At 73.7% G+C, this 23,222-nt stretch carries 21 protein-coding genes and 1 riboswitch; of the genes, 4 read left to right on the plus strand and 17 right to left on the minus strand.

Annotated features, from left to right (window positions below):
• Positions 1-161: riboswitch (cyclic di-AMP (ydaO/yuaA leader) on the minus strand.
• A gap of 291 nt (positions 162-452) precedes the next feature.
• A complete protein-coding gene (locus tag NXY84_RS16660) occupies positions 453-1,154 on the minus strand; it encodes a metal-dependent transcriptional regulator (RefSeq protein WP_258724158.1) in 702 nt (233 codons plus the stop codon).
• Between the two features lie 95 nt (positions 1,155-1,249).
• On the opposite strand from NXY84_RS16660, the gene serC reads away from it, so the two are divergent.
• Entirely contained in the window at positions 1,250-2,404 is a 1,155-nt protein-coding gene (serC, locus tag NXY84_RS16665) for a phosphoserine transaminase (protein WP_258724159.1), read from the plus strand.
• Positions 2,405-2,435: 31 nt separating this feature from the next.
• Entirely contained in the window at positions 2,436-3,773 is a 1,338-nt protein-coding gene (locus NXY84_RS16670; protein ID WP_258724160.1) for an MFS transporter, read from the plus strand.
• 146 nt (positions 3,774-3,919) lie between these two features.
• Here the strand turns inward: NXY84_RS16670 and NXY84_RS16675 are convergent, their stop codons facing one another.
• The 7 genes from NXY84_RS16675 to NXY84_RS16705 form a co-directional block, all read right to left on the minus strand.
• On the minus strand, positions 3,920-4,594 hold the full coding sequence (locus NXY84_RS16675; RefSeq protein ID WP_258724161.1) for an LPXTG cell wall anchor domain-containing protein: 675 nt from the start codon (positions 4,592-4,594) through the stop codon (positions 3,920-3,922).
• A gap of 166 nt (positions 4,595-4,760) precedes the next feature.
• Positions 4,761-6,800 carry a DUF4012 domain-containing protein gene (locus NXY84_RS16680; protein WP_258724162.1) on the minus strand — a complete coding sequence of 680 codons (2,040 nt, stop codon included), beginning with the start codon at positions 6,798-6,800 and terminating at the stop codon, positions 4,761-4,763.
• An 85-nt stretch (positions 6,801-6,885) separates the two neighbouring features.
• Positions 6,886-8,241, minus strand: a complete 1,356-nt coding sequence (locus tag NXY84_RS16685; protein ID WP_258724163.1) for an MFS transporter — start codon at positions 8,239-8,241, stop codon at positions 6,886-6,888.
• The gene (locus tag NXY84_RS21770) at positions 8,238-8,861 is read right to left on the minus strand and encodes a MarR family winged helix-turn-helix transcriptional regulator (RefSeq protein ID WP_309485008.1); all 624 of its coding nucleotides are present in this window, start codon (positions 8,859-8,861) and stop codon (positions 8,238-8,240) included. Before NXY84_RS21770 ends, NXY84_RS16685 begins: the two co-directional genes overlap by 4 nt.
• A gap of 136 nt (positions 8,862-8,997) precedes the next feature.
• The gene (locus NXY84_RS16695) at positions 8,998-9,408 is read right to left on the minus strand and encodes a RidA family protein (RefSeq protein WP_258724164.1); all 411 of its coding nucleotides are present in this window, start codon (positions 9,406-9,408) and stop codon (positions 8,998-9,000) included.
• A 51-nt stretch (positions 9,409-9,459) separates the two neighbouring features.
• Complete coding sequence (locus NXY84_RS16700) at positions 9,460-10,068, minus strand: CAP domain-containing protein (protein WP_258724165.1); 609 nt, start codon at positions 10,066-10,068, stop codon at positions 9,460-9,462.
• A gap of 89 nt (positions 10,069-10,157) precedes the next feature.
• Positions 10,158-11,483, minus strand: a complete 1,326-nt coding sequence (locus NXY84_RS16705; RefSeq protein ID WP_258724166.1) for a UDP-glucose dehydrogenase family protein — start codon at positions 11,481-11,483, stop codon at positions 10,158-10,160.
• 71 nt (positions 11,484-11,554) lie between these two features.
• On the opposite strand from NXY84_RS16705, the gene NXY84_RS16710 reads away from it, so the two are divergent.
• Positions 11,555-12,073 (plus strand): VanZ family protein, encoded by a 519-nt coding sequence (locus tag NXY84_RS16710; protein ID WP_258724167.1) that lies wholly within the window; start codon positions 11,555-11,557, stop codon positions 12,071-12,073.
• A 3-nt stretch (positions 12,074-12,076) separates the two neighbouring features.
• Here the strand turns inward: NXY84_RS16710 and NXY84_RS16715 are convergent, their stop codons facing one another.
• The 9 genes from NXY84_RS16715 to NXY84_RS16755 form a co-directional block, all read right to left on the minus strand.
• Positions 12,077-13,558, minus strand: coding sequence for an NCS2 family permease (locus NXY84_RS16715; protein ID WP_258724168.1), 1,482 nt, complete (start codon positions 13,556-13,558; stop codon positions 12,077-12,079).
• Between the two features lie 84 nt (positions 13,559-13,642).
• A complete protein-coding gene (locus tag NXY84_RS16720) occupies positions 13,643-14,611 on the minus strand; it encodes a GDP-L-fucose synthase family protein (RefSeq protein ID WP_258724169.1) in 969 nt (322 codons plus the stop codon).
• Complete coding sequence (gene gmd / locus NXY84_RS16725; protein WP_258724170.1) at positions 14,608-15,654, minus strand: GDP-mannose 4,6-dehydratase; 1,047 nt, start codon at positions 15,652-15,654, stop codon at positions 14,608-14,610. The genes NXY84_RS16720 and gmd overlap by 4 nt, the downstream gene beginning before the upstream one ends.
• A gap of 115 nt (positions 15,655-15,769) precedes the next feature.
• Positions 15,770-16,069: a DapH/DapD/GlmU-related protein gene (locus NXY84_RS16730; protein WP_258724171.1), complete on the minus strand. Its 300-nt coding sequence runs from the start codon at positions 16,067-16,069 to the stop codon at positions 15,770-15,772.
• Positions 16,070-16,352: 283 nt separating this feature from the next.
• A complete protein-coding gene (locus NXY84_RS16735; RefSeq protein WP_258724172.1) occupies positions 16,353-17,495 on the minus strand; it encodes a glycosyltransferase in 1,143 nt (380 codons plus the stop codon).
• Positions 17,492-19,012 (minus strand): O-antigen ligase family protein, encoded by a 1,521-nt coding sequence (locus NXY84_RS16740; protein WP_258724173.1) that lies wholly within the window; start codon positions 19,010-19,012, stop codon positions 17,492-17,494. The genes NXY84_RS16735 and NXY84_RS16740 overlap by 4 nt, the downstream gene beginning before the upstream one ends.
• Before the next feature lie 98 nt (positions 19,013-19,110).
• Complete coding sequence (locus NXY84_RS16745) at positions 19,111-19,887, minus strand: hypothetical protein (protein ID WP_258724174.1); 777 nt, start codon at positions 19,885-19,887, stop codon at positions 19,111-19,113.
• Entirely contained in the window at positions 19,884-21,188 is a 1,305-nt protein-coding gene (locus NXY84_RS16750) for a lipopolysaccharide biosynthesis protein (RefSeq protein ID WP_258724175.1), read from the minus strand. The genes NXY84_RS16745 and NXY84_RS16750 overlap by 4 nt, the downstream gene beginning before the upstream one ends.
• Entirely contained in the window at positions 21,185-22,291 is a 1,107-nt protein-coding gene (locus NXY84_RS16755) for a hypothetical protein (protein ID WP_258724176.1), read from the minus strand. Before NXY84_RS16755 ends, NXY84_RS16750 begins: the two co-directional genes overlap by 4 nt.
• 311 nt (positions 22,292-22,602) lie before the next feature.
• Here NXY84_RS16755 and NXY84_RS16760 point away from each other — a divergent pair, with 311 nt between their 5' ends.
• Complete coding sequence (locus NXY84_RS16760) at positions 22,603-23,202, plus strand: DapH/DapD/GlmU-related protein (RefSeq protein ID WP_258724177.1); 600 nt, start codon at positions 22,603-22,605, stop codon at positions 23,200-23,202.
• Positions 23,203-23,222: the final 20 nt, after the last annotated feature.

Here is a 23,222-nt window from a genome sequence, read left to right on the forward strand (position 1 = left end):
AGTACCTCTCCTGTCGCCTGCGAGGTCAGCTGTCGGGTTCGGGTGGGAGAGCACCCGGCCGTCGGGATGCGAGCATCCGTCGGGCTTCACCCCAAGGACACCGTTGCCGGTGCCCGTCATGGGTCCCCCGCCCCTGCCGGCGAGTTGAGCGGACCGCGTGCGGCGGCAGGGCTGGGCGATCCGCACGAGGGCTTCCCCGAAGGAGGGTCCGGGTGAAGCAGGACGAACGTACAGGAGTCCCCGCGAAAATGTCACGTATCCGACACGTCCGTTTCGTCCCCTTCACGTGACGGGCTCGCACGTCCCGCACGCCCCTCCCCCGCGCAGGACTCGCGGCCGCACGACGCGACCCCGCCGGCACGGGGTCCGAGGGGGTCGCGCGCGCCTCGGCGCAGGTCAGCGGGGCCCGGTCCCCGCGGTCCCCGGCGGCTCGGGAGCGCCGGGACGGGCGCTCAGCGGTTGCCGACGAAGATGTGCCGCGCGACGTCGTCGGGCAGGTCGAGGACCGTCACCGCGCCGGGGGGCGCGACGGTCACGACGCCGGGCCCGCGCTCGACCGTGACCGTCACGCCCGGGCGGATCCCGGCCTGCGCGAGCCGCGACAGCAGCTCGACGTCCGGCTGGATCGGCTCACCCAGGCGCGCGACGACGACGTCGTCGAGCCGGCCCGACGCGGCGTTCGCGACCGTGAGGAGCGACGTGACGCCGTCGAGGAACTGCTCGGACGTGCTCGTCTCGCCGATCTCCGCGAGCCCCGGGATCGGGTTGCCGTAGGGGTCGAAGTGCGGGTGGTCGAGCAGCGCCGCGAGCCGGCGCTCGACGCGCTCGCTCATCACGTGCTCCCACCGGCACGCCTCCTCGTGCACGAACTCCCAGTCGAGCCCGATGACGTCCGTGAGGAGCCGCTCCGCGAGCCGGTGCTTGCGCATCACGCGGGTGGCCTTGGCGAGCCCGAGCTCGGTGAGCTCGAGGTGCCGGTCCCCGCTCACCACCACCAGGCCGTCGCGCGCCATCCGCGCCACGGTCTGGGAGACCGTCGGGCCGCTGTGCCCGAGCCGCTCGGCGATGCGCGCCCGCAGCGGCGTGATGCCCTCCTCGGTGAGCTCGTACACGGTCTTCAGGTACATCTCGGTGGTGTCGATCAGGTCGCTCACGCCGCAGCCTCTCGCTCGTCGCACTCGTCGTCGTCGCTGGCCACCAGGGTAGGCGGTCCGGCGCCGACGGCTCCCGACGCCGTATCGTCTGCACCGTGCCCGAGGCCCACGACACCGCGCCCGCGATCCCTGCGATCACCCTCCCCGCCGACCTGCTGCCCGTCGACGGGCGGTTCGGCTCCGGGCCCAGCAAGGTCCGCGCCGCGCAGGTCGAGGCCCTGGCGTCCGTCGGCCGCACTCTGCTCGGCACGTCGCACCGCCAGCCGCCGGTGCGCGCGCTCGTCGGGCGCGTCCGTGCGGGCCTCGCCGAGCTCTTCGCCCTGCCCGACGGGTACGAGGTCGCGCTCGGCAACGGCGGCTCGACCGCGTTCTGGGACCTCGCGACGCTGTGCCTCGTGCGCGAGCGCAGCCAGCACGCGAGCTTCGGGGAGTTCGGGGCCAAGTTCGCGGCGGCCGCGGCGCGCGCACCGTTCCTCGGTGAGCCGACGGTCCGCACGGCGCCTCCGGGACAGCTCGCGCTGCCCGAGCCCGAGGACGGCGTCGACGTCTACGCGTGGCCGCACAACGAGACCTCGACGGGCGTCGCCGCGCCGGTGCGCCGCGTGGCCGGCTCGCGCGAGCAGGGCGCCCTGACCGTGGTCGACGCGACGTCCGCCGCGGGCGGGCTCGCGGTCGACGTGAGCGAGACCGACGTCTACTACTTCGCGCCGCAGAAGTCGTTCGCGTCCGACGGCGGGCTGTGGCTCGCCGTGCTGTCGCCCGACGCGGTCGAGCGGGCCGCGCAGGTCGAGGGCAGCGGCCGCTGGGTGCCCGAGTTCCTCTCGCTCACGACGGCGGTCACGAGCTCGCGCCTGAACCAGACGCTGAACACCCCGGCGCTCGCGACGCTCGTGCTCCTCGCGGAGCAGCTCGACTGGATGCTGTCGCACGGCGGGCTCGACTGGGCCGCGGCGCGCACCGCGGAGTCCGCGGCGCACCTCTACGGCTGGGCCGAGCAGCGCGACTGGGCGACGCCGTTCGTCGAGGACCCGGCGGTGCGCTCGGACGTCGTCGGCACGATCGACCTCTCCCCCGAGATCGACGCCGCGACCGTCGCCCGGGTCCTGCGTGCGCACGGCGTCGTCGACGTCGACCCGTACCGCAAGCTCGGCCGCAACCAGCTGCGCGTGGCGATGTTCCCCGCGGTCGACCCGCAGGACGTGCTCGCGCTCACGCGGTGCGTCGACCACGTCGTGGAGCAGCTGGGCTGAGCGCGGCACCGGCCCCGGCACCGGCACCGTGGTGAGCGCCCGCCCCGTGCCCGCCCGGCTCGTCCGGGACCGGGTCACCGCTGCCCTGTACGCGTGCTTCGGCACGTGGGGGTGGTTCCTCTACAGCTTCGTCCCCGGGCTGCCGCTGCTCGCCGACGAGCTCGGGATCACGCGCGCGCAGGCCGGCCTGCAGACGACGTTCATGGCGTGCGGCACCCTGACCTCCGGCTTCACGAGCGCCGCCCTCGTGCGCCGGCTCGGGCGCCGCGGGGTCCTGCTGCTCGCGGCCGGGCTGCTCGCCGCCGGGGTCACCGCGCTCGTGAGCGCACCGGGCCTGCTCGTGACGCTTCCCGCGGCGACCGTCGTCGCGACCGGCGGCGCGCTCTTCATCGCCGCCGCGCAGCCCGCGCTCACGGTGCACCACGGTGCCGCGGGGCCGGCCGCGGTGAGCGAGGGGCACGGGGTCGGGGCGCTCGTCGGGCTCGTCGGGCCGCTCGCGCTCGGCGGCGCGGTCGCCCTGGGGTGGGGCTGGCGGCCGGCGGTGGCCGTCACCGTGGTGCTCGCGGCCGTCACGGCGCTGCTCGTCGCGCGCCTGCCCGGGCAGGGCGCGCTCGGCACGGCGACGGCGACCGCGAGGGCCGAGCCGACGGGGACGACGGGGACGACGGAGACGGCGGGGACGACAGCGGCGGGGGCCACCGCGGCCGCGGCCGCCGACGCGGAGCCCGCCTCGTCCGTGACGGCCGCACGGTCCGGCGATGCACCGCACGCCGGTGCCGCCACCGGTCGCCCGCTCCGCTTCTCGACCACCTTCTGGCTGCTCTGGGCGACGCTCGTCGCGGTCGTCGCCATCGAGAACGCGACGACCGCGTGGGCGGCCGACCTGCTGCGCACGCACGCGGGCGCCGAGAGCGGGGTCGCCGCCGGTGCCGTGTCGGGGCTCATCGCCGGGATGTGCGTCGCGCGGTTCGCCGTCGGGCGCCTCGCGCTGCGGTTCACTCCCCTGCAGCTGCTGCTCGCAGCCTTTGCGGTCGCCGCCGCGGGCTGGCTGGTGCTCTGGGTCGCGACGACGCCGTCGCTCGCCCTCGCGGGGCTCGTCGTCGCGGGGCTCGGGTACGGGGCGCAGTTCCCGCTCGCGATCTCGATGCTGCTCGGGGCTGCCGACGGCCGGCTCGACCAGGCGCAGGCCCGCTCGACGCTCGGGGTCGGCGCCGCCGTCGCGGTCGCGCCGGTGCTGCTCGGCGGGCTCGCCGACCAGGTCGGGCCGCACACGGCGTTCCTCGTCGTGCCGGCGCTCGTCGCGTGCGGGGTCGTCGCGGTGCTGCTCGCGGAACGTGCCCGACGACGGCACGAGCCGCACCCGTCCTGACCGACGGACGCCGGGCGGCGCGGCCGTCGGACGCGCCGCCCTGCCGCCTCGCGGGCGCGGCGACCGCGGAACGGGCGCGGCCCGCCCCCGGCGAACCGGGGACGGGCCGTGTCGTGCGGGCCGGACGGGCCCGCTGGGTCAGCGGCTCAGCTCGTGGCGTCCCGGCGGGACCGCGCACGGGCCGCGACGAGCCCGCCACCGGCGAGCACGAGCGCGCCCGCGGCGACGAGCCAGGGGGTCGTCTCGGAGCCGGTCGCCGCCAGCACCTGGGAGGACGCGGAGGACCCCGGCGCGGCGGCGAGGACCGACGACGACGACGGGGGCGACGTCAGGCACACCGGCGAGGACGGCGGGTAGGCGACCGTCGTGGTCACGGACGGGTTGACGGCGAGGGTCACGGCGACGCCGGGACGGACCCAGTCGAACTCGTCGCCCTCGACCCACGTGCCGTCGGATGCCTTGGTCCAGCCGGGCCAGTCGGCGCCCTTGCCGTCGGCGCCGGCGACCGCGCCGGGCCACGGGACGCGACCCTCGAGCGGGAGCCCGGACTGCACGACGTCCGCACCGGACGGGTTGTCCCACGTGATGCTCAGCGAGGTCGCGCCGGCCCCCTCGGCCGCGACCTTGTACGTCAGGTAGGGGATGTCGTTGTCGCACACGGGCGAGAGGACCTCGACCTCGAGGGCGCAGACGCCCCCGGCCGAGTAGCCGTCCCCGGTGTCGCCGCAGCCGTTCGGCGACGGCGCGACCGCCGCGGCGGCAGGCAGCGCGAACGCCAGGCCGACGGCGGCCGACAGGGCGGCGGCGGCGCTCACCCTCATCGATCTCTTCATGGCGGTGCTCTCTCCCGTAACCGGATCAATCGGACAATCAGGAGACGCCACCGTAACTCCGGCTCGCCGCGCGGGCCCGGAGGCGGCCGGGTGAAACCGCGGAATCACCCGGTCGGTCGCCCACCGGACGGGCACGTCGGGGCGCCCCGACGGCTCAGTCGGAGTAGGCGCCCGTGACGATCCCGGGCGCCGTGAGCGTCGGCGTCGTCCACACGTCGAGGCGCTCGCCCGGCGCCGGTGCGGGCACCGTGACCGTGAACCGGTACGTCGCCTGCTCGCCCGGCAGCAGGCGTGCGGTGAGCGTGCTCACGGCGCGCTCCTGCTCGGTGGCGGTGGCTCCCCCGACGAGCTGGTCGCCCAGGCGCTGGTCGAGGATCCGGCCGCCCGGGGGTGCGTAGACGGTGATGTTGGTCGCGACCCCGCCGACCGGCAGGCCCGTGTCGGCCGTCCCGGTGACGTACCGCGGGTACCCGGCGATGTCACCCGGAGGGGCGTACGCGAGGTCGAGGCGCAGGACGGCCGTGGCCCAGCCGGGCGCCGGCGGCGCGGCGCAGCGGAGCTCCTCGACGGTCAGGTCCGTCGTCAGGAAGTAGTCGAGCTTGCCCGCGGAGCCGTCGTTGAGGAACACGCCCGGAGCGCCCGCCGGGGAGCGTGCGTCGAGACCCGAGCCGTCGAGCGTCGTCTCCGCACCGGGGCGCTGCACCGCGTACGCGGCGTCACCCGGCCGGGCGAGGAAGTCCGCACCGAGCGACGTGCGCGCCAGCCGGTCCTGCTCGTCGGCGTGCGCCGACCAGACCCGCACGCGCCGCTCGTCGCTCGCGCGGGCGAGCGCGTCGAGCAGGTCCCGGGTCTCGCCGCGCCCCGAGCTCACCGCGGCGAACAGCGCGGACGCGACGTCGGCGTAGAACGCGTCCGCCTCCTCGGCCTCGGGCAGCCGCACGTACGCCTCGCGCAGCAGGACGTCGAGCACCGTGCCCGCGGTGAGCTCGACGCCGCCCGCCTCGACCGGGCCCGTCGCGTCGAGCAGGTACGCGACGGCGACGGGGTCCATCGCGAGCACGCCGTCCACCGGCGTGCCGACGCTGCGCGTCCACATCGCGCTCACGAGCTCGGCGCTGCGGGGGAAGTCGGGGGTGAGGACGGTGTTCTGGACCCAGCGACCGAGGCGGTCGCTGTGCACCGCGAGCTCCTCGTCGGTCAGCGGGAGGACCGGCGCGTCGAGCGGGCGCAGGTCGAGCGTCGAGCGCTGGTCGACGAGCCGGATCGCGCCCCCGTCGGCGGTGAACGCCGCGACCGCGCCGACGATCCCGCCCGCGCTGCGCAGCTCGGCGGAGTTGAGCGAGAGCAGCAGGTAGGTGCGGGGGCCGTCGGCGCCGAGCATCGGCGGCAGGAGCCGCGCCGCGTCGGACGCGGAGCCGAGCGCGTCGGCCGCGGTGCCGAGCCCGTCGGCGACCTGGGTCACCGGCCCGGCGACGCGGTCCACGAGGCGCGTGGTGTCGAGCGCCCCGACCGTCGCGGCGGACGTGCGGGTCGTCGTCGCGGCCCGGTCTAGGGCGGGTGCGGCTGCGGTGAACAGGCCGAGGTCGATCGAGCCGTCGGCGCGCCGGACCTGGGGGTCGGCGACGAGCCCCCCGAGCTCGACGACGGCGGGCAGCGCGTCGGTCGCGACGTCGTCGACCGCGATCGCGACCGTGCGGACCGCCGTCAGGTTCGGTCCGGCCCACGGCAGGTGCTCCGCGAGGCGCCAGACCGGGTCGCTCGCCGCAGCCCGGGCCCGCGCGGTGTCCTCCTGCAGCCCCGGCAGGCCGTCCGCGAGCGCGCCGACGTCGCCCCCGGCGAGCCCGCTCTCGAGGTCCGCGAGGACCGCGCCCGCCTCGGTCAGGCCGTCGGCCGCCTGTGCGGCGCGGGAGGCCAGCCAGCCCGCGGCGACGAGCAGCACCAGCACGAGGACGCCGAGCGCGACGAGCGTGCGCCGCAGCCGGCGGCGGCGGGGCGGCGCGGGGTCCTCGTCCGGGACGGGCGCAGGGGTCCCGGACGCGGCTGGCGCGGGAGTCTCGTCCGCGTCCGTGGCCGCGGTCCCTCCCGGGCGCGGCGCGGGAGCAGCGGCCGTCTCGGCGGCCGGCGGCTCCCGGCCGTCGCGCGCGGGCACCGGCTCCGGAGCACGCCCCGGCTCGGGTTCGGCGGAGGGCGTCACGAGCCGAGCGTGTCACAGCGCGCCGCGCCGGCCGCCCGGGGGCGGCGACATTCACCCGGTGGCGCGGACCCGCCCCGACGACCGGTCAGGCCGCCGACGAGCGGTCCGACGCCTCCTGCGCACGCAGCCGGCGCGCGGTCTCGATCCGGGCACCCGGCTCGTGCGCGCCGTCCGGCTCGTCCGGCTCGGGGTGCCGCACCTCGAGGTGCGGGCGGCTGAGCACGTGGTACCGGACGGTCAGGTGCCAGCTCTTGGCCGCCCACAGCGCGGCACCGGTCGCGACGAGCAGCGCCGAGATCGACCCGAGGCCGATCGCCCAGCGCGCCCCGAACTCCTCGGCGACCCACCCGACGATCGGCGAGCCGATGGGCGTCGCGCCGAGGAACACCATCATGTAGAGCGCCATGACGCGCCCGCGCATCGCGGGGTCGGTCGTGAGCTGGATCGTCGTGTTGGCGGCGGTCATCATCGTGAGCGACGCCAGGCCGACGGGGATGCACGCGAGCGCGTACGACCAGTACGTCGGCATGAGCGCCATGACCCCGCTCGTGACCCCGAACGCGAACGCCGCACCGATCACGAGCCGCACGCGCGGCCGCTCCCGCCGGGCCGCGAGCAGCGCCCCGGTGAGCGAGCCGATCGCGAGGATCGAGCCGAGGATCCCGTACTCGCCCGCGCCCTTGCCGAACTCGGTGCGCGCCATGACGGCGCTCGTGAGCTGGAAGTTCAGGCCGAACGTCGACACGACGCCGATCACGACCATGATGACGACGATGTCGCTGCGGCCGCGCACGTAGGCGATGCCCTCGCGGATCTGGCCCTTGGCGCGCGGGACGACGGGCATGCGGTGGAGCTCGGTCGAGCGCATCCGGGTCAGGGCCAGGATCGTCGCCGCGAACGTCACGCCGTTGAGCAGGAACACCCAGCCGGAGCCCACCCACGCGATGAGCAGGCCTGCGACGCCGGGCCCGACGAGCCGCGCGGTGTTGAACGACGCGCTGTTGAGGCCCACGGCGTTCGAGAGCTTCTCGCGCGGGACCAGCTCGGCGACGAACGTGTTGCGCACCGGGCCGTCGATCGCGGACACGCACCCGAGCAGGCCCGCGAACACGTAGACCTGCCACAGCTGCGCGTGGCCGGACAGCACGAGCGCGCCGAGCCCGAACGCGAGCACGGCCTGCGCCGCCTGCGTCGCGGCGAGCAGCTTGCGGCGGTCGAGCCGGTCGGCGAGCACGCCGGCCCACGCCGAGAGGAACAGCACGGGCCCGAACTGAAGCGCGGTGGTGATGCCGACGGCGATGCCCGACTCGTCGGTCAGCTCGGTCAGGACGAGCCAGTCCTGCGCGACGCGCTGCATCCAGGTGCCGACGTTGGCGACGAGGGCACCACCGAACCAGAGCCGGTAGTTGTAGTAGCGCAGCGAGGAGAAGGTGGGACTCATTCGGCGGCGAGCCTCCGGAGCAGCTGGGCCGCCTCGGCGAGGGTCGCTCGCTCGGCGGGGGTGAACGCGGTCAGGCGGCGGGTCAGCCACTGGTCGCGGCGGCGGCGCGTCTCGGTGACCTCCGCGGCGCCCTTCTCGGTGAGGCTGACGACGACCTGGCGACCGTCGTTCGGGTGCTCGGCCTTGGTGACGAAGCCGAGCTCGGCGAGCGCGTTGACGGTCCGGGTCATCGACGGCGGCTGGACATGCTGGCGCTCGGCGAGCGCGCCCGGGGTCATAGGTCCGTCGATGTGGATCCAGGCGAGCACGGAGAACTGGTGGTCGGGCAGGTCCGCGGCACCGCGCTCGGCACGCAGCCGGCGGGCCGAGCGGAAGATGCCGATGCGGAGCTCGCCCGCGAGGTTCTCCGGGCGGCACTGCTTCGCGGTGGGTGCGGGCCGCGCGGTCGTCGTGGCGGTCGTGGCCGTGGCACCGGCACCGGCACCGGCCCGGGTGGCGGCGCCGGAGGCCGCGGAGGCGGCCTTGGTGGCGACGCCGGCGGCCGCGGACGCGGCCTTCGCGGCGAGGCTGGAGGCGCGACCCGTCGCCGGGCGCTGCGGGGCGATCTCTCCGAGGGGCATGTTCTTACCCTAGTTCATTACCTTGGGTAAGCAACTGGACGAAACCGCCCATCTCGTCCGGCAGCGTACGGCAGCCGCGCGGGCCTGGGCGCGCGGCTGCCGTGCGGCGTGCACGGGTCGGCCCGCCGACGACCTGTCAGGCGACGGGACCCAGCGCCGCCGTGAGCTCGACCTCGACGCGCTGCCCCGGGAAGCCCAGCGCGGCGACGCCGAGCAGCGTGCTGGCGGTCGTGAACGCCGGGGCCAGGGCGGACGCGCGCAGCTCCGCCCACACGAGCCCGAGCTCGGCGGGGTCCGCGCTGACGACGTGGACCATCGACCGGACGACGTCCGCGGGCCCCGCGCCCGCGGCCGCGAGCGCGACGAGGCAGTTCTCGACGACCTGACGGGTCTGGGCGACGAGGTCGCCCGGCGCGCCGACGACGCGTCCCTCCCGGTCGAGCGGGCACTGCCCCGCGAGGTGCGCGAGGCGGCCCGCCTCGGAGACGGTCACGTGGCTGTAGCCGGGGGTCGCGTGCAGCCCGGGCGGGTCGAGGCGCTCGATCATCCGCCGAGTCTCACCCGGACGCGGCCACCGTCCCAGCGCTTTGCCGCCGGCTCACGGGCCGAGGAAGACCGCCGAGCACAGGACCTGGTCGCCGTCCACGGTGCACGCGACGCCGAGCTCGTCGAGCGTCGGGTCGAGCACGTTCGCGCGGTGCCCCGGGGAGCCGAGCCACGCGTCGACGACCGCGGGCGGCTCCGCGGCGGCGCGGCTGAGGTTCTCCGCGGCGACGGTCGGCCCGGCGCACGCGTCGAGCACCGGGCCGAGCGGCGCGTGCTCGAGGTCCTCCTGCCCGACGAGGGCCGTGGCGCGGGTCTGCGCGCCCGCACGTGCGCAGTCGGACGCGGCGAGCGGGTCGAGGCCCTCGGTCCGGCGCGCCGCGTTCGTCGCGTCGACGAGCCCTGCGGCGTAGGCGTCCAGGTCCACCTCGGTGACGTCCCAGCCGTCCGGGGTGCGTGCCGGGGACGGGACCGGGGTCGGCGTCCCGGTGACGGAGATGATGCGCCCGACGTCCGGGCCACCGCGGCCCAGCGCCGCGACACCGGCCGCGAACGCCACGAGGACGCCGAGCGTGATCAGAACCCATCCCCACGAAGGCACGCCGCCGCGGCGCACCGGCGGCGTGCGCCACCCGTCGGGCACTCCCCCGGTCCACCCGGGCATGTCCGGCGGCCCCGCCGGCCCGGCCCCCTCGCCGGGCCCGCGCCCGGTCCCGTCGTCGGGCCCCGCGCCACCCCCCGACGCCGTCATGGTCAGGGGCGCCCGAGCGCCCGGTAGGTCCAGCCCGCGGCGCGCCACCGGACCGGGTCGAGCACGTTACGACCGTCGAGGATGCGCCGCTCCGCGACGACCTCGCCGAGCACCTCGGGGTCGAGCTCACGGAACTCGCGCCACTCGGTCGCGAGCAGCACGACGTCGGCGCCCTGCGCGGCCTCGAGCGCCGACTCGGCGAACTTGAGGTCCGGCCACTTGGCGCGCGCGTTCTCGACGGCCTGCGGGTCGGTGACCGTGACGTACGCGCCCTGGAGCTGCATCTGCGCGGCGACGGAGAGCGCCGGGGAGTCGCGCACGTCGTCGCTGTCCGGCTTGAACGCCGCCCCGAGCACCGCGACGCGCCGGCCCACGATCGACCCGTCGCACACCTCGCGCGCCAGGTCGACCATGCGGACCCGGCGGCGCATGTTGATCGAGTCGACCTCCCGGAGGAACGACAGCGCCTGGTCGACGCCGAGCTCGCCCGCCCGGGCCATGAACGCGCGGATGTCCTTGGGCAGGCACCCGCCGCCGAAGCCGAGCCCGGCGTTGAGGAACCGGCGCCCGATACGGTCGTCGTACCCGATCGCGTCCGCGAGCCGGGTCACGTCGGCGCCGGTCGCCTCGCACAGCTCGGCCATGGCGTTGATGAAGGAGATCTTGGTCGCGAGGAACGAGTTCGCGGCGACCTTCACGAGCTGCGCCGTCGCGTAGTCCGTCACGACGAGCGGTGCGCCCTCCGCGAGCGGCGTCGCGTAGACCTCGTCGAGCACCGCCTGCGCGGCGTCCCCCGCGGGGGTCGGCACGGCGCCTGCACCGGTCGGCAGGCCGTAGACGAGCCGGTCCGGGTGCAGCGTGTCCTCGACCGCGAAGCCCTCGCGCAGGAACTCGGGGTTCCACACGAGCGTCGCCCCGGTCGGCTCGAGCCGCTCCGCGAGCCGCTCCGCCGTCCCGACCGGCACGGTCGACTTCCCGACGACGACGTCGCCGGGCTGGACGTACGGCAGCAGCGCGTCGAACGCGGCGTCCACGAAGACCATGTCCGCCCCGAACTCGCCGCGCTTCTGCGGGGTCCCCACGCACACGAAGTGCACGCGCGAGCCGGCGACCTCGGCGAGGTCGGTCGTGAACCGCAGCCGCCCCGTCGCGGAGGTCTCCTCGAGCAGCTCGGGCAGGCCCGGCTCGTAGAACGGCGCGCGGCCGGCGGCGAGCGCCTCGACCTTCGCGGTGTCGACGTCCACGCCGACCACCTCGTGCCCGAGCTTCGCCATCGAGGCCGCGTGGACCGCCCCCAGGTACCCGCACCCGATGACCGACATGCGCACGTGGTGACTCCTTCGTGAGGGATGCGTGAAGTCCGGCCAATCTACGACAGCACGGTGCCTAGCCTGGCGGGATGACCACGCGCACGCGCCACCTCACCCGGGCGGCGCTGGTCGTCTGGCTGCTCCTCGTCGCGTGGATCACCCTGACGCCGGACCTCGCCGACAACGACGCCCTCGGCAAGGTCAAGGTGATCACGCAGTGGCTGACCGCGCGCGGCATCCCGGTGACGTACGCCGGCGTCGAGGCCGGGGCCAACGTCGTGATGTTCGGGCCGTTCGGCGTCCTGGTCGGGCTGCTCGTGCGGCCCGCGCGTGCCTGGTGGGCCCGGGTCGTCGCCGGGGGGCTCGTGCTGTCCGCGGGCATCGAGACCGCGCAGCTGCTGTTCCTGCCGACCCGCGTGCCGACCGTCCAGGACGTCGTGATGAACACGCTCGGCGCGGCGCTCGGCGTCGTGGTGCTGGTCGTCGGGCACCGGCTGTGGCTCGCCCGCCGGGCCCGCCGCAGCGCCGGGTCGCCCTCGGACGACGCACGCGCGCCCCTCGCCGCCGGGGCGGGAGAGGCGCGCGTGCGGGCCACGGCCGAGGGCTGAGCGTCAGACGCCCAGCGCGTCCTTGATCGGGCCGAGCGTGAAGTACAGGACGAACAGCACGCCCGCGAGCCACATGAGCGGGTGCACGTCCTTGATCTTGCCGACCGCGACCTTGATGACGACGTAGGCGACGAACCCCGCGCCCATGCCCGCCGTGATCGAGAACGTGAACGGCATCAGGACCATGATGAGGAACGCCGGGATCGCGACCTCGTAGTTCTTCCAGTCGATGCCCGCGACCTGCATGACCATGAGGAAGCCGACGACGACGAGCGCGGGCGTGGCCGCCTCGAACGGGACGAGCTCGACGAGCGGCGAGACGAACGTCGCGAGCAGGAACGCGATGCCGGTGACGACCGACGCGAGCCCCGTGCGGGCACCGTCCCCGACGCCGGCCGCCGACTCGATGTAGCTCGTGTTCGACGAGACGCTCCCCGCGCCACCGGCCGCCGCGGCGACCGAGTCGACGATGAGGATCTGCTTGGTGCGCGGCGGGTTGCCGTTCTCGTCGAGCAGGTCCGCCTCCCCGCCGACCGCGACCATCGTGCCCATCGTGTCGAAGAAGTCCGCGAGCAGAACCGAGAACACGAGCAGCGCGACCGCGACGAACCCGATCTTCTCGACCGACCCGAACAGCGAGAACTGGCCGAGCAGCCCGAAGTCGGGCACCGAGACGAACGTGTCCGGGATCGACGGCACGTTGAGCTCCCAGCCCGACGGGTTCTGCCCCTCGGAGCCCTGCGGGCCGACCTTCGCGACGAGCTCGACGACGACCGCGAGGATCGTCGCGGTGAGGATCGCGATGAGGATGGCGCCCTTGACGCGGCGCACCATGAGCACGATCGCGAGCAGCAGGCCGACGACGAACACGAGCAGCGGCCACCCGGCGACCGAGCCCCCGATGCCGAGCTCGACGGGCGTCGCGAGGCTCGCCGGGATGCGCACGAACCCGGAGTCCACGAGCCCGATGAACGCGATGAACAGGCCGATGCCGACGCTGATCGCCGTCTTGAGCTCGATCGGGACCGCGCGGAACACCGCCTCCCGGAACCCGGTCAGCACGAGGACCAGGATGATCAGGCCCTCGAGCACGACGATGCCCATCGCGTCGGCCCACGTCATGTCCGGCAGCGACGCGATCGAGTACGCGACCACGGCGTTGAGCCCGAGCCCGGCCGCGAGCGCGAGCGGGAAGTTCGCCACGACGCCCATGAGGATCGACAGCACGCCCGCGACGAGCGCCGTCGCCGCGGCGATCATCCCGAAGTTCGGGCCGTCACCGCCCCCGAGGAAGCTCCCGGTGCCGTCCTGGACCGTGCCGATGATGAAGGGGTTCAGCACGACGATGTAGCTCATCGTGAAGAACGTGACGAGGCCACCACGGACCTCGGCGCCGATCGTCGAGCCGCGCTCGGTGATCTTGAAGAAGCGGTCGACGGCGCTGCGCGGGGGTGCCGTCGCCGTCTGGGGGGTGGTTGTCGCCATGGCACGCATGGTGGCAGAACCTTCACCGCGCGGGCACGGGGTGTCCACGGGTGTTACGTGGTGGTAACCGGGCGAGCCCAGCCGTCAGACGCGCAGCCCCGTCACGTTCGCCCGGTACCACTCGACGGTCGAGGCGATCCCCTCTCTGAGCCCGATGGTCGGCGCCCACCCCGTCTCTCGGAGCACCGACACGTCGAGCAGCTTTCGAAGAGTCCCGTCCGGCTTGGACCTGTCCCACGCGATCTCTCCCCGGTAGCCCACGGTCTCGGCGACGATCGCGGCGAGCTCCTTGATGGTGAGGTCCTCCCCGGTGCCGACGTTGACCTGCGCCGCTCCGTCGTAGTGGTCGAGCAGGTGCAGGACCGCCGAGGCCATGTCGTCCACGTGGAGGAACTCGCGCCGGGGGGCACCGCTTCCCCAGTTTGTGACGGAGGGGACTGCGGCCAGGCGGGCTTCGTCGTACCGCCGGATGAGCGCGGGCAGCACGTGCGAACCCTCCGGTGAGAAGTTGTCGCCCGGCCCGTACAGGTTGGTCGGCATGGCGGAGATCCACGGCAGGCCGTACTGACGCCGAACCGCCTGCACCTGGAGAATGCCCGCGATCTTGGCGATCGCATACGCGTCGTTCGTCGGCTCGAGGTGTCCCGTGAGGAGGTACTCCTCCTTGATCGGCTGCGGCGCGAGCTTGGGGTAGATGCACGACGACCCGAGGAACATCAGGCGCTCCACGCCGTACTCACGAGCGGCATCCATGACGTTCACCTGGATGCGGAGGTTGGCCGAGAGGAAGTCGACCGGGTACGTGGCGTTCGCCATGATGCCGCCGACCTTCGCCGCCGCGAGCACGACGTGACGCGGTCGGACATCGGCGAAGAAGTCGAACACACGATCGCGGTCCAACAGGTCGAGCTCGCTCGACGTCCGGCCGACGAGGTCCGAGAACCCTGCGGCGGTCAGCGCCCTCCACACCGCTGACCCGACCAGACCACGGTGCCCGGCCACGTAGACCCTCGAGGACCTGTCCAGGGGATCGGTGGTGCGCTGGTCGCTCATGTGCGCACCCCGAACGACGGCCACCCGGCGAGCGCCGGTGCGTCGATCCACGAGCGCCCCTCATAGGCCAGCGCCTCGATGTCCGCGTCGACCATGATCCGGGCGAGCTCGTCGGTCTGCACCGTCGCCTTCCACCCCAGCACACGCTCGGCCTTCGAGGCGTCTCCGACGAGCGCATCCACCTCGGTCGGACGCAGGTAACGCGGGTCGAACCGCACGTGCTCCTCCCAGTCCAGACCTGCGCGCTCGAACGCCGCGACGACGAAGTCCCGCACGGAGAAGTTGCCGCCCGTCGCCAGGACGAAGTCGTCCGGCTCGTCCGCCTGGAGCATCCGCCACATCCCCTCCACGTACTCCGGCGCGTACCCCCAGTCACGGATCGCGTCGAGGTTCCCCAGGTACACATGCTGGTCGAGCCCGGCCTTGATGCGCGCGACGGCACGCGTGATCTTGCGCGTCACGAACGTCTCACCACGCCGAGGCGACTCATGGTTGAACAGGATGCCGTTGACCGCGAACAAGCCGTAGCCCTCGCGGTAGTTCCTCGTGACCCAGTACGCGTAGACCTTCGCTGCGCCGTACGGGGAGCGCGGGTAGAACGGCGTCTCCTCATTCTGCGGAGGTGGTGTCGCGCCGAACATCTCGGAGCTGGAGGCCTGGTAGTAGCGGCAGTCGAGGCCCGCCATCCGGACAGCCTCGAGAAGTCGGATGGCGCCGATCCCGGTGGTGTCACCCGTGTGCTCGGGCTCGTCGAAACTCACCCGCACGTGCGACTGAGCAGCGAGGTTGTACACCTCGTCCGGCTGAATCTGATTGAGCAGGGTCACCAGGCGCGCTCCGTCGGAGAGGTCGCCGTAGTGGAGGAACAGCCGGGCCGCGGGGTCGTGCGGGTCCACGTAGAGGTGGTCGATCCGCGAGGTGTTGAACGTCGAAGCGCGTCGCATGAGGCCGTGCACCTCATAGTCCTTGGCAAGCAGCAGCTCGGCCAGGTACGACCCGTCTTGGCCGGTGATGCCCGTGATCAAAGCAATCCTCTTGGACATCGTCCCCTGTTTCTACGCGAACTGCGTGCCTGAGAAGGCTCGACGGATCGGAGCGCCGGCCAACGATTCTAGCGCGCGCTCCCGCCCGGTCGGAGATCAGGATGATCGTTATGAACTATCCCGAAAGACCCTCGGCGCGCAGCCGCCGGCACCGCTCGTCGAGCAGCGTCAAGTGCTGTGCCCGCTCCTGCTCGGATGCGAATCGGTGGCCGATCAGGCGCGCTGGAACGCCGCCCACCACCCCGAAGGGCTCGACGTCCCGCGTGACCACGGCACCCGCGCCGATGATCGCGCCGGCACCCACGTGGACGCCGCTCAGCACCGTCGCGCCGGCACCGATCCAGACGTCGCGACCGATCGTCACGCGGTCGCGCGGCCCGGTCGGCCGCTCGCCGATCCACGTGCTCAGTGCCATCGGGACGCCGACCTCGTCCGTGCGGTGGTCGTCCCGTCCGACGATCTGCACGCCGCGGCCGAGCAGCGCGAAGTCTCCGACGGTCCCCGACACCTCGATGACCGAGCGGGCACCCACACGCACCCAGTCGCCCAGCACGAGCCCGTGCGCCGAGCTGATGCGGGCCCCGACGCCAACGGACAGGTCCCTGCCGTACGTGACGTTGGCGCCGACAGCGGCGCGGCGCAGCGCGGACCGCACGACCGGCGAGGCCCATGCGGGAATGCGAGAGCGCGCCGACGGCTCATCCGTCCGAAGTCGCCGCATCAGGCCAGCCGTCCTTCCCGACCCGCATCGGTCGATCGAGGAGCGCGTCCGACAGGCCCCGCGCCATCGCCTCCGCCGAGAACCACTCCTTCACCGGATGCGCGAGCCGCTGAGCATCGACGTCGGCTGATCGCCGCACCATCGACTCGAGCAACCGCGCGAGCGCCGTGGCATCGCCGCGGGCGAAGTACCGCACACCGCCGAACCGGTCGAGCTCGATCTCGGGCGCATGTGGCTCGCCCGAGCCCACGACGATCGGCACGCCGAACCCCAACGACTGGGTGACGGCGAGGCCGGCGTACCCGGGCGAGACGGAGCACAGCGCCTGCGCGTACAGCCGGCGGAGCTCGCCGGCGTCATGCACAGAACCGAGGAACTCCACCGAGGCAGCGACACCCCGCTCTGCGGCAAGAACGCGGAGCCGCTCCGCCTCCGGACCCTCGCCGACCACCACGAGGCGGTATCGCGCATCAGGCAACGACGACAGGGCGAACCCCTCGACGAGCAGATCCACACGCTTCTCGGGAACCAGGCGGCCGACGTACAGAACGGACCTCTGCGGCTTCGAGCCCTGAGCTGGGCCCAGCTGGCTCCGCAGGTACAGGGAGTTCGGGGCGACCCAGACCGGCTGAGACGGAAGCTCGCGCCGAGCGTCCGCGGCACTGTCGTAGCTGTAGAGCACAGTGCCGGCCGCGAGCCGACGCATCATCCGGCGCAGCGCGTTGCTGCGCGCGTGCGCACCTGCGCGCGCGTGGAGATGGCCCCAGACGAGCGTCCGGCGACCCGACGCGCGACGCACCGCCAAGATGGTCCACGCGGTGATGCTCCGAGGGTTGAGGTCGACGATCGTCTGTGCCGCGGCCACTGCCGCACCCACGGAGCCGACCTGCACGAGCACCCTCCGCCCGAGCAGCGCCATGTTGGTCACGCGCCGGACATAAAGGCCGTCCACGCCGCTTCGCACGGTCGGGTCGAGGGCGCGGTCACCGGTGAAGACGCGGAGCGAGGGGTGCCGCTCGTGCAGCGCGTCGAGGCACGCTTGCCGATACCACGGTGCCACAGCCAGGTAGAGCACGATCGATGCCCTCGGTCCCCTGCTCCGGGCTGCCGGGCTGCTCACGCGAGCTCCTCGAGGCCCTCGACCGGCCGAGGCAACGATGCGCGGCCACTGCTGTGGGTCCGGAGCGGAGCGCGGGGCGCGACGCGTCTCTCGAGGGCAGCCACGGTGCCGGCGCGCCCGTCCCCAGCGGCCGCCAGGACCTCGGACCGGCTGCGGCCCAGTCCGGGAGGCGGCAGCGCCGGCGCTGACGCCGACGATGTCTGGTCATCGCCGTCGCCGGTCGTAGCAGCCGCTGTCGTGCGGGCGGCCGAGCCGACGAGCATGAGCAGCAAGGCGATCGAGATCGCGAAACCCTTGTCCTCGGTCGGAGGCCCGAAGGGCAGGATCGCGAGCCACCCGACCACGGAGCCGGACGCGACCGCGGCCTCCAACATCGGCGGGTCGCCTCGCGGCCGGAAGCACGGCAGGACGATGAGAGTGAGCGCCGCGACGAGTACGGCGGCTCCTACCAGTCCGAACTTCGCGAGCAGCACCCACGGCGTGTCGAGGCTGAAGCTGGTCTCACCCCCTCCGGGGTTGGGGTTCGGGAAGAAGACGCCGAGGCCCTGCCCCAGCAGAGGGCTGTCGCGGAAGATGCCCTCGGCGTACTCGTACGCACGGATCCGGATGGACCCGGAGCCGTCCTGTGAGACGCCTTCGGTGAACGCCCGGACTGCGTCACGGATCCGCGCCTGCTGGAAGCCGGCACCCGTGATTCGTGAGCCGAACGTGAACAGCGCCGCCGCGATGACACCGAGCGCCACCGCCATGCCGACCAGGATCTTGCTCGCACGCACCCGCCCCTTGCTCGGCGCGCCGATGACGCCGAGCGCGGGAGCGAGCAGCACGACCCCTGTCCGAGTGCCGGTGAGCAGGACAGCGCCCACCAGCCCTCCGGCGAGTGCCAGCCACTGCGCACGCGCACCGCGTCCCGCGAGTGCGAGCACGATGGCCAAGGAGATCGGGACGACGAGAGCGACCATCGACGCGAGCAGCACCTGCCCCGACTCTGCGGCCAGCCCACGTCGCTGAATCCAGCTCGTCGCGAACCCGTAGGCCACGACCACGCCGACGCACGCTGTCACGGCCCGGGCCGCCCGGACGCTGACGACCGAGGCGGCGTCGATGCCGAAGACAACTGCGGCACAGACAAGGAAGTACGTCAGCGCGTCCCGCGCCCACGACTCGACCGGTACGCCCGCGCCCAACGACTGGATCGAGGTCGCGACGGCCAGCCAGCCTGCCAGCAACGCGGCACCCCACAGGCCCGGGCGGAAGCGCACACCCCAGGTGCGCAGTGTCCGCGCCACACCAGGGGCCGCGAGCAGCAGCGCGACGGCGACACCCGCCACGTAGGCCACCTTCGGCATGGTCAGGCCGGCCGACGTCTGGAACACCACCATGGCGCCGCCGACGAACCAGGTGAGCCGGCCCCACGGCCACGCGAGGGCGAGCAGCGCCGCGATGCCCGGGACGACGAGCAGAAGGCGAGGCTCCAGGACCGCCGCTGCGGCGACGAGCGGCGTCGCCGCGAACAAGCACGCGTACGCGACCCTGCTCCTCATGGGTGCCTTCCCTCGCTGTCCGGACTGCCTGGCTGGTACCTGGCCGACGCTCTGCTGCAATGCCGACACCCTCACACCTGCTTGCGCTGAGCGAGCCTCACGAGGGCGCTCTCCAGCGGGTGCAGAAGGCGCGCCGAAGCGAGTTGCCTGAGCGGCGAATATCGTGCACCGGACGTGCCGGACTCCCCCGCGAGGACCGGCCGCGTGGGAAACCGCGAGACGGCGATCGCGCCGAGCGCCGCTCGCCCCGCGATCCGCGATGCCACGACATGTTCGAGGAACACGCCCGCGTCGTCGTCCACCTCCTCCGCCATGCCCGTGAGGCACGTGCGCCACACGCTGGCGCGAGCGCCCAGGAGGCGGGTGTCCGCGTAGGTCCGGTCGAGCGTCATCCGGACCCGCACCGTCGCCGGCGCGAGCGGCTCGAGGCAGACCGCCGCATTGAGGAGCCGAAGCCGCCCGGTGGCCTTGAACAGCGTCGTGGCTCCGTCGACCGGCTCCTCCCGGGACTTGAGCACGTGCTCGATCGCGGCCGCCTCGATCGCCCCCTTGCCCCGGGCCACGAGACCGGCGGTCGGCGCGAAGGGGTGCACCTCGACCGGGGCTGAGGAGCGCACGGCGACGAGTCGCGTCAGCGACTCGGCCGGCTCGCCGCTCGTCTCCACGACCGCGAGGCCGAACGGCGATCCGTGCAACGACGACGCCCAATGCGCGACCGCCCGGCGGTACTGCTCTCGGCGTCGGTCGGGGGACGCGCCCGCGATACCGAAGTCACCGTTCGGGGTCACCGTGGCGGTCAGCAGGACGATGCCAGGGGCCGTGGCACGGTTCGGGGCGGCGTGGCTCACCGGGCCACCCTCGAGGTGGTGACCGCCGGGGCCGCCGCGTCGTCCGCCAGGGCGTCGGCGCCCAGTGACACGGGCGCCCCCTCGCGGTGCAGGCGGGCGAAGGAGCTCAGGAGCACGACGAGCAGCCCCACCTGTGCCGTTACCGACGCCACCCCTGCTCCGACCACACCGAGGCGCGGGACCAGCACGGCGAGCAGACCCAGCTGGACCGCCACCACGACGACCATCCCACGCGCGACGCCGACCTCCTGACCCCGGGCCTGCAGGAAGGCCGCGAGCGGCTGGTTGAGGACTGAGACCAGCGCGGCGCCGGCGAGCAGCTGCAGGACGACGGCGGCTCCCTCGTACGAGTCTCCGAGCACCACATCGACGAGGCCGGGGGCGGCCGCCGCGACCACGATGCAGCCGAGGACCGCGGAGAGCGGCAGCCAAGCCGCCCTGCGAACCGCCTCGAGCGCCTCCTGTCCCGATCGCGCTCGTGCGACGAACGGGATCGAGGCGCTCGCGAACGAGGCCGCGAGCAGTCCCATCGGTTGCGTCCACCGGTTGACGGCTCCGTAGAGCCCCGCGGCACTGGAGCCGCCGATCCCGCCCATCACTGCGACGTCGAGGCTCTGCGCGCTCACGGCCAGCCCGTAGAGGCCGTAGGACCGGGCACCGCGCCACGGGTTGACCCGAGCCAGCCGCAGCCTCGGGCGAGTCCCCCCGTGACGCGTGAGGACGAGCGCGACGGAACCGCCCGCGGCCGTGCCGAGCGCCAGGCACAGCCACAGCCAGTCGGCGGGCCGGTGGCCTCCCACGAGCACCGCGGCAAGGACCGAGCCCGCGACAAGCTTGTCCACCACCAGGGCGAGAGCGACGCGCTGGCCCTGCGCGGCGGCCGCCAGCCGAACCAGGCACGCCTGCTCGAACACGAGCGCCAGCGCGACCGGCGCCCCCATGAGCCAACGTCGGTCGGCACCGGACGCGAGGAGGCATGCGGTCACGAGCACCGCAGCCGCCAGACCGGCGGCCAGCTTGGCCGCCAGCCGCTTCTCGTACGCCTCGACGGGCATGCGCTGTGCGGCCAGCTCACGGATCCACAGCGTGTTGGACCCGAAGTCGATCGCGCCTGCCGCCGCCGTGGCGACGCCGAGCACGGCGACGACCACACCGAAATCCGCTGGCGACGACGCGCGAGCGACAGCCACGAAGATCAAGGCGTTCACCACCTGGGCCACAGCCGACGCACCCGCCATGGTGACCGCCTGGCTCGCCAGGCTCCGCTCGCGCAGAGCGCGCCCCGACGCCCGGGCGCTCATCGCAGCAGCGCCCGGCAGAAATCCTCGGAACCGAGGTCGAGGGCGGGAGCGGGCGCGGGCATGCCGCGGACCTGGCGCAGGTGATCGACGAGCGCCACGAGCGTGGACTCGGACCATGACACGACGTCCGGTCGCAGGGCCGCGTCCTCGCGCAGTGAGTGGGCACCAGCGGCGAGGACGCGGGTGCCCGCGCGCACCGCCTTGGCGAGAACGCCGCTGGGACCCTCGTTGTCGTGCGCGACGATCACGCAGTCGACCGCCGCTATTGCCGCGTCGAACTCGGTGTTGGACAGGTGCCGGTTCTCCACCCGGACGTCGACGCCGCGTGACCTGAGCTCGTCGACCACCTCGCGGGTGCCCTCGACCACCGCAGCATCGAGCCGGCCCCCGACGACGACGCCGACGCCCTGGAGCGCCGACCTCGCGAGCGCCGCGAGCACCAGGTCGAGGTTCTTGCGGCCGCTCACCACGCCCAGGACCCCGAACCAGTAGCGGTCCGGTGACAGGTCCCACGCCGCCCGCAGGGCCTCGACGTCCGCGGCGCCGGCGCACAGAGCGACCGGGTCCGGCGCGCAGGGCGCGGCGTGCGGGCCCGTGTCGAGCGCGCTCACGAGCGCGACGACGTCGACCCGCGGAACCTGGGCGGCGCGGTGCAGGAGTCGGCGTTTGACGGCCCACGTCAGGGCGGACAGCCGCGCCGGCTGGCGACGCGCACGCATGACCAAGACGGCGAGTCCGCCGGATCCGCGCCAGGAGCCGACGAGTCCGACGCGCAGTGCGAAGCGGTCACCATCGGGGACGACGACGCGGTCGGCGTGCACCTCGCGGCTGATCCGTTCGACGTCCCGCACGGCGAGCTCGTGCTCGGCACGCACTGCCGTCGCCGCCGGGAGGTCGGACAAGTGCGCCTGCGCCTCCGGTGAGCCGAGCGCCGACTCTGCGATGACGACGACGACTCGTGCCCCGAGGCCCGCTGCGGCGTCCGCGAGCAGGCGCACGTACATGAGCCGGTGCCCACGGTGGTTCGGCTCGACGACGAGCACGGTGCGTGGCTCGTGAGATGGCATCAGTCGGCGCTCGCGGTCTCTTGTCGGATCCTGCACGCAGGGCCGGCCGCACCGCGACGAGGTCGACCGTCTTCGGCGCACCGCTCCACGCCGCTCGTGTGCAGGAGGTGCGATGTCTTCATGGATTCTAGCGTCATCGAGGTTCCGCGATATTCGGACAATCCGCCCGCGGCGCGCGCTCGCGGTCGATGCAGGCGGATATTTCGGGCCGCCGGACGCGGGGGACGCCCTCGCGGCGCGCTATTAGGATCGTGACGCCCGGAGCGCCGGATTCGCGCCCCGGTATTTCGAGAGGACACGCGCTCGGCCTCCGGCGGGCGCCCGGCCCGGGCAGGAGCGCTGATCCGATGAGCGACTTGACGGTCTCGAGGAGACTCGCTGACTTCACGGGGCGCGGGTACGAGAAGGGCCGGGGCAGGCTCGTGCAGGCGGCTTGGATGCTGGTGTCCGGGACCGTCTTCACCCGTTGGTGGTGCCCGGCACGGGTGCGCGTGGTGATCCTGCGGGCGTTCGGTGCCGAGGTCGGCACCGGGGTACTCGTGCGGCACCGGGTTCGGGTCCACTGGCCGTGGAAGCTGTCGATAGGCAACGACACCTGGATCGGCGAAGGGTCGTGGATCCTCAACTTGGAGCCCGTGACGATCGGCTCGGACGTCTGCGTCTCGCAGTCGGTGCTGCTCTGCACCGGGAGCCACGACCGGAGGTCGCCGACGTTCGAGTTCGACAACGCTCCGATCTGGATCGACGACGGCGCCTGGCTCGCGGCGCGCTCGACCGTGCTGCGCGGGACACGGGTCGGGCGTGGCGCCGTGGTGGGGGCCGGGGCGCTCGTCACGCGCGACGTCCCCCCGTTCGCGACGGCGCTGGCGCCTCGCGCCGTCATCTCCGAGCCCGCGCCGCAGTCGACGCCCCAGCGCCCGGCACCGGGCACGGAAGCGGCGTGCTGACGGGCGTGCGTACCAGGATC

The sequence above is a fragment of the Cellulomonas sp. NS3 genome (assembly GCF_024757985.1).
In the GTDB taxonomy this organism is placed as follows: domain Bacteria; phylum Actinomycetota; class Actinomycetes; order Actinomycetales; family Cellulomonadaceae; genus Cellulomonas_A.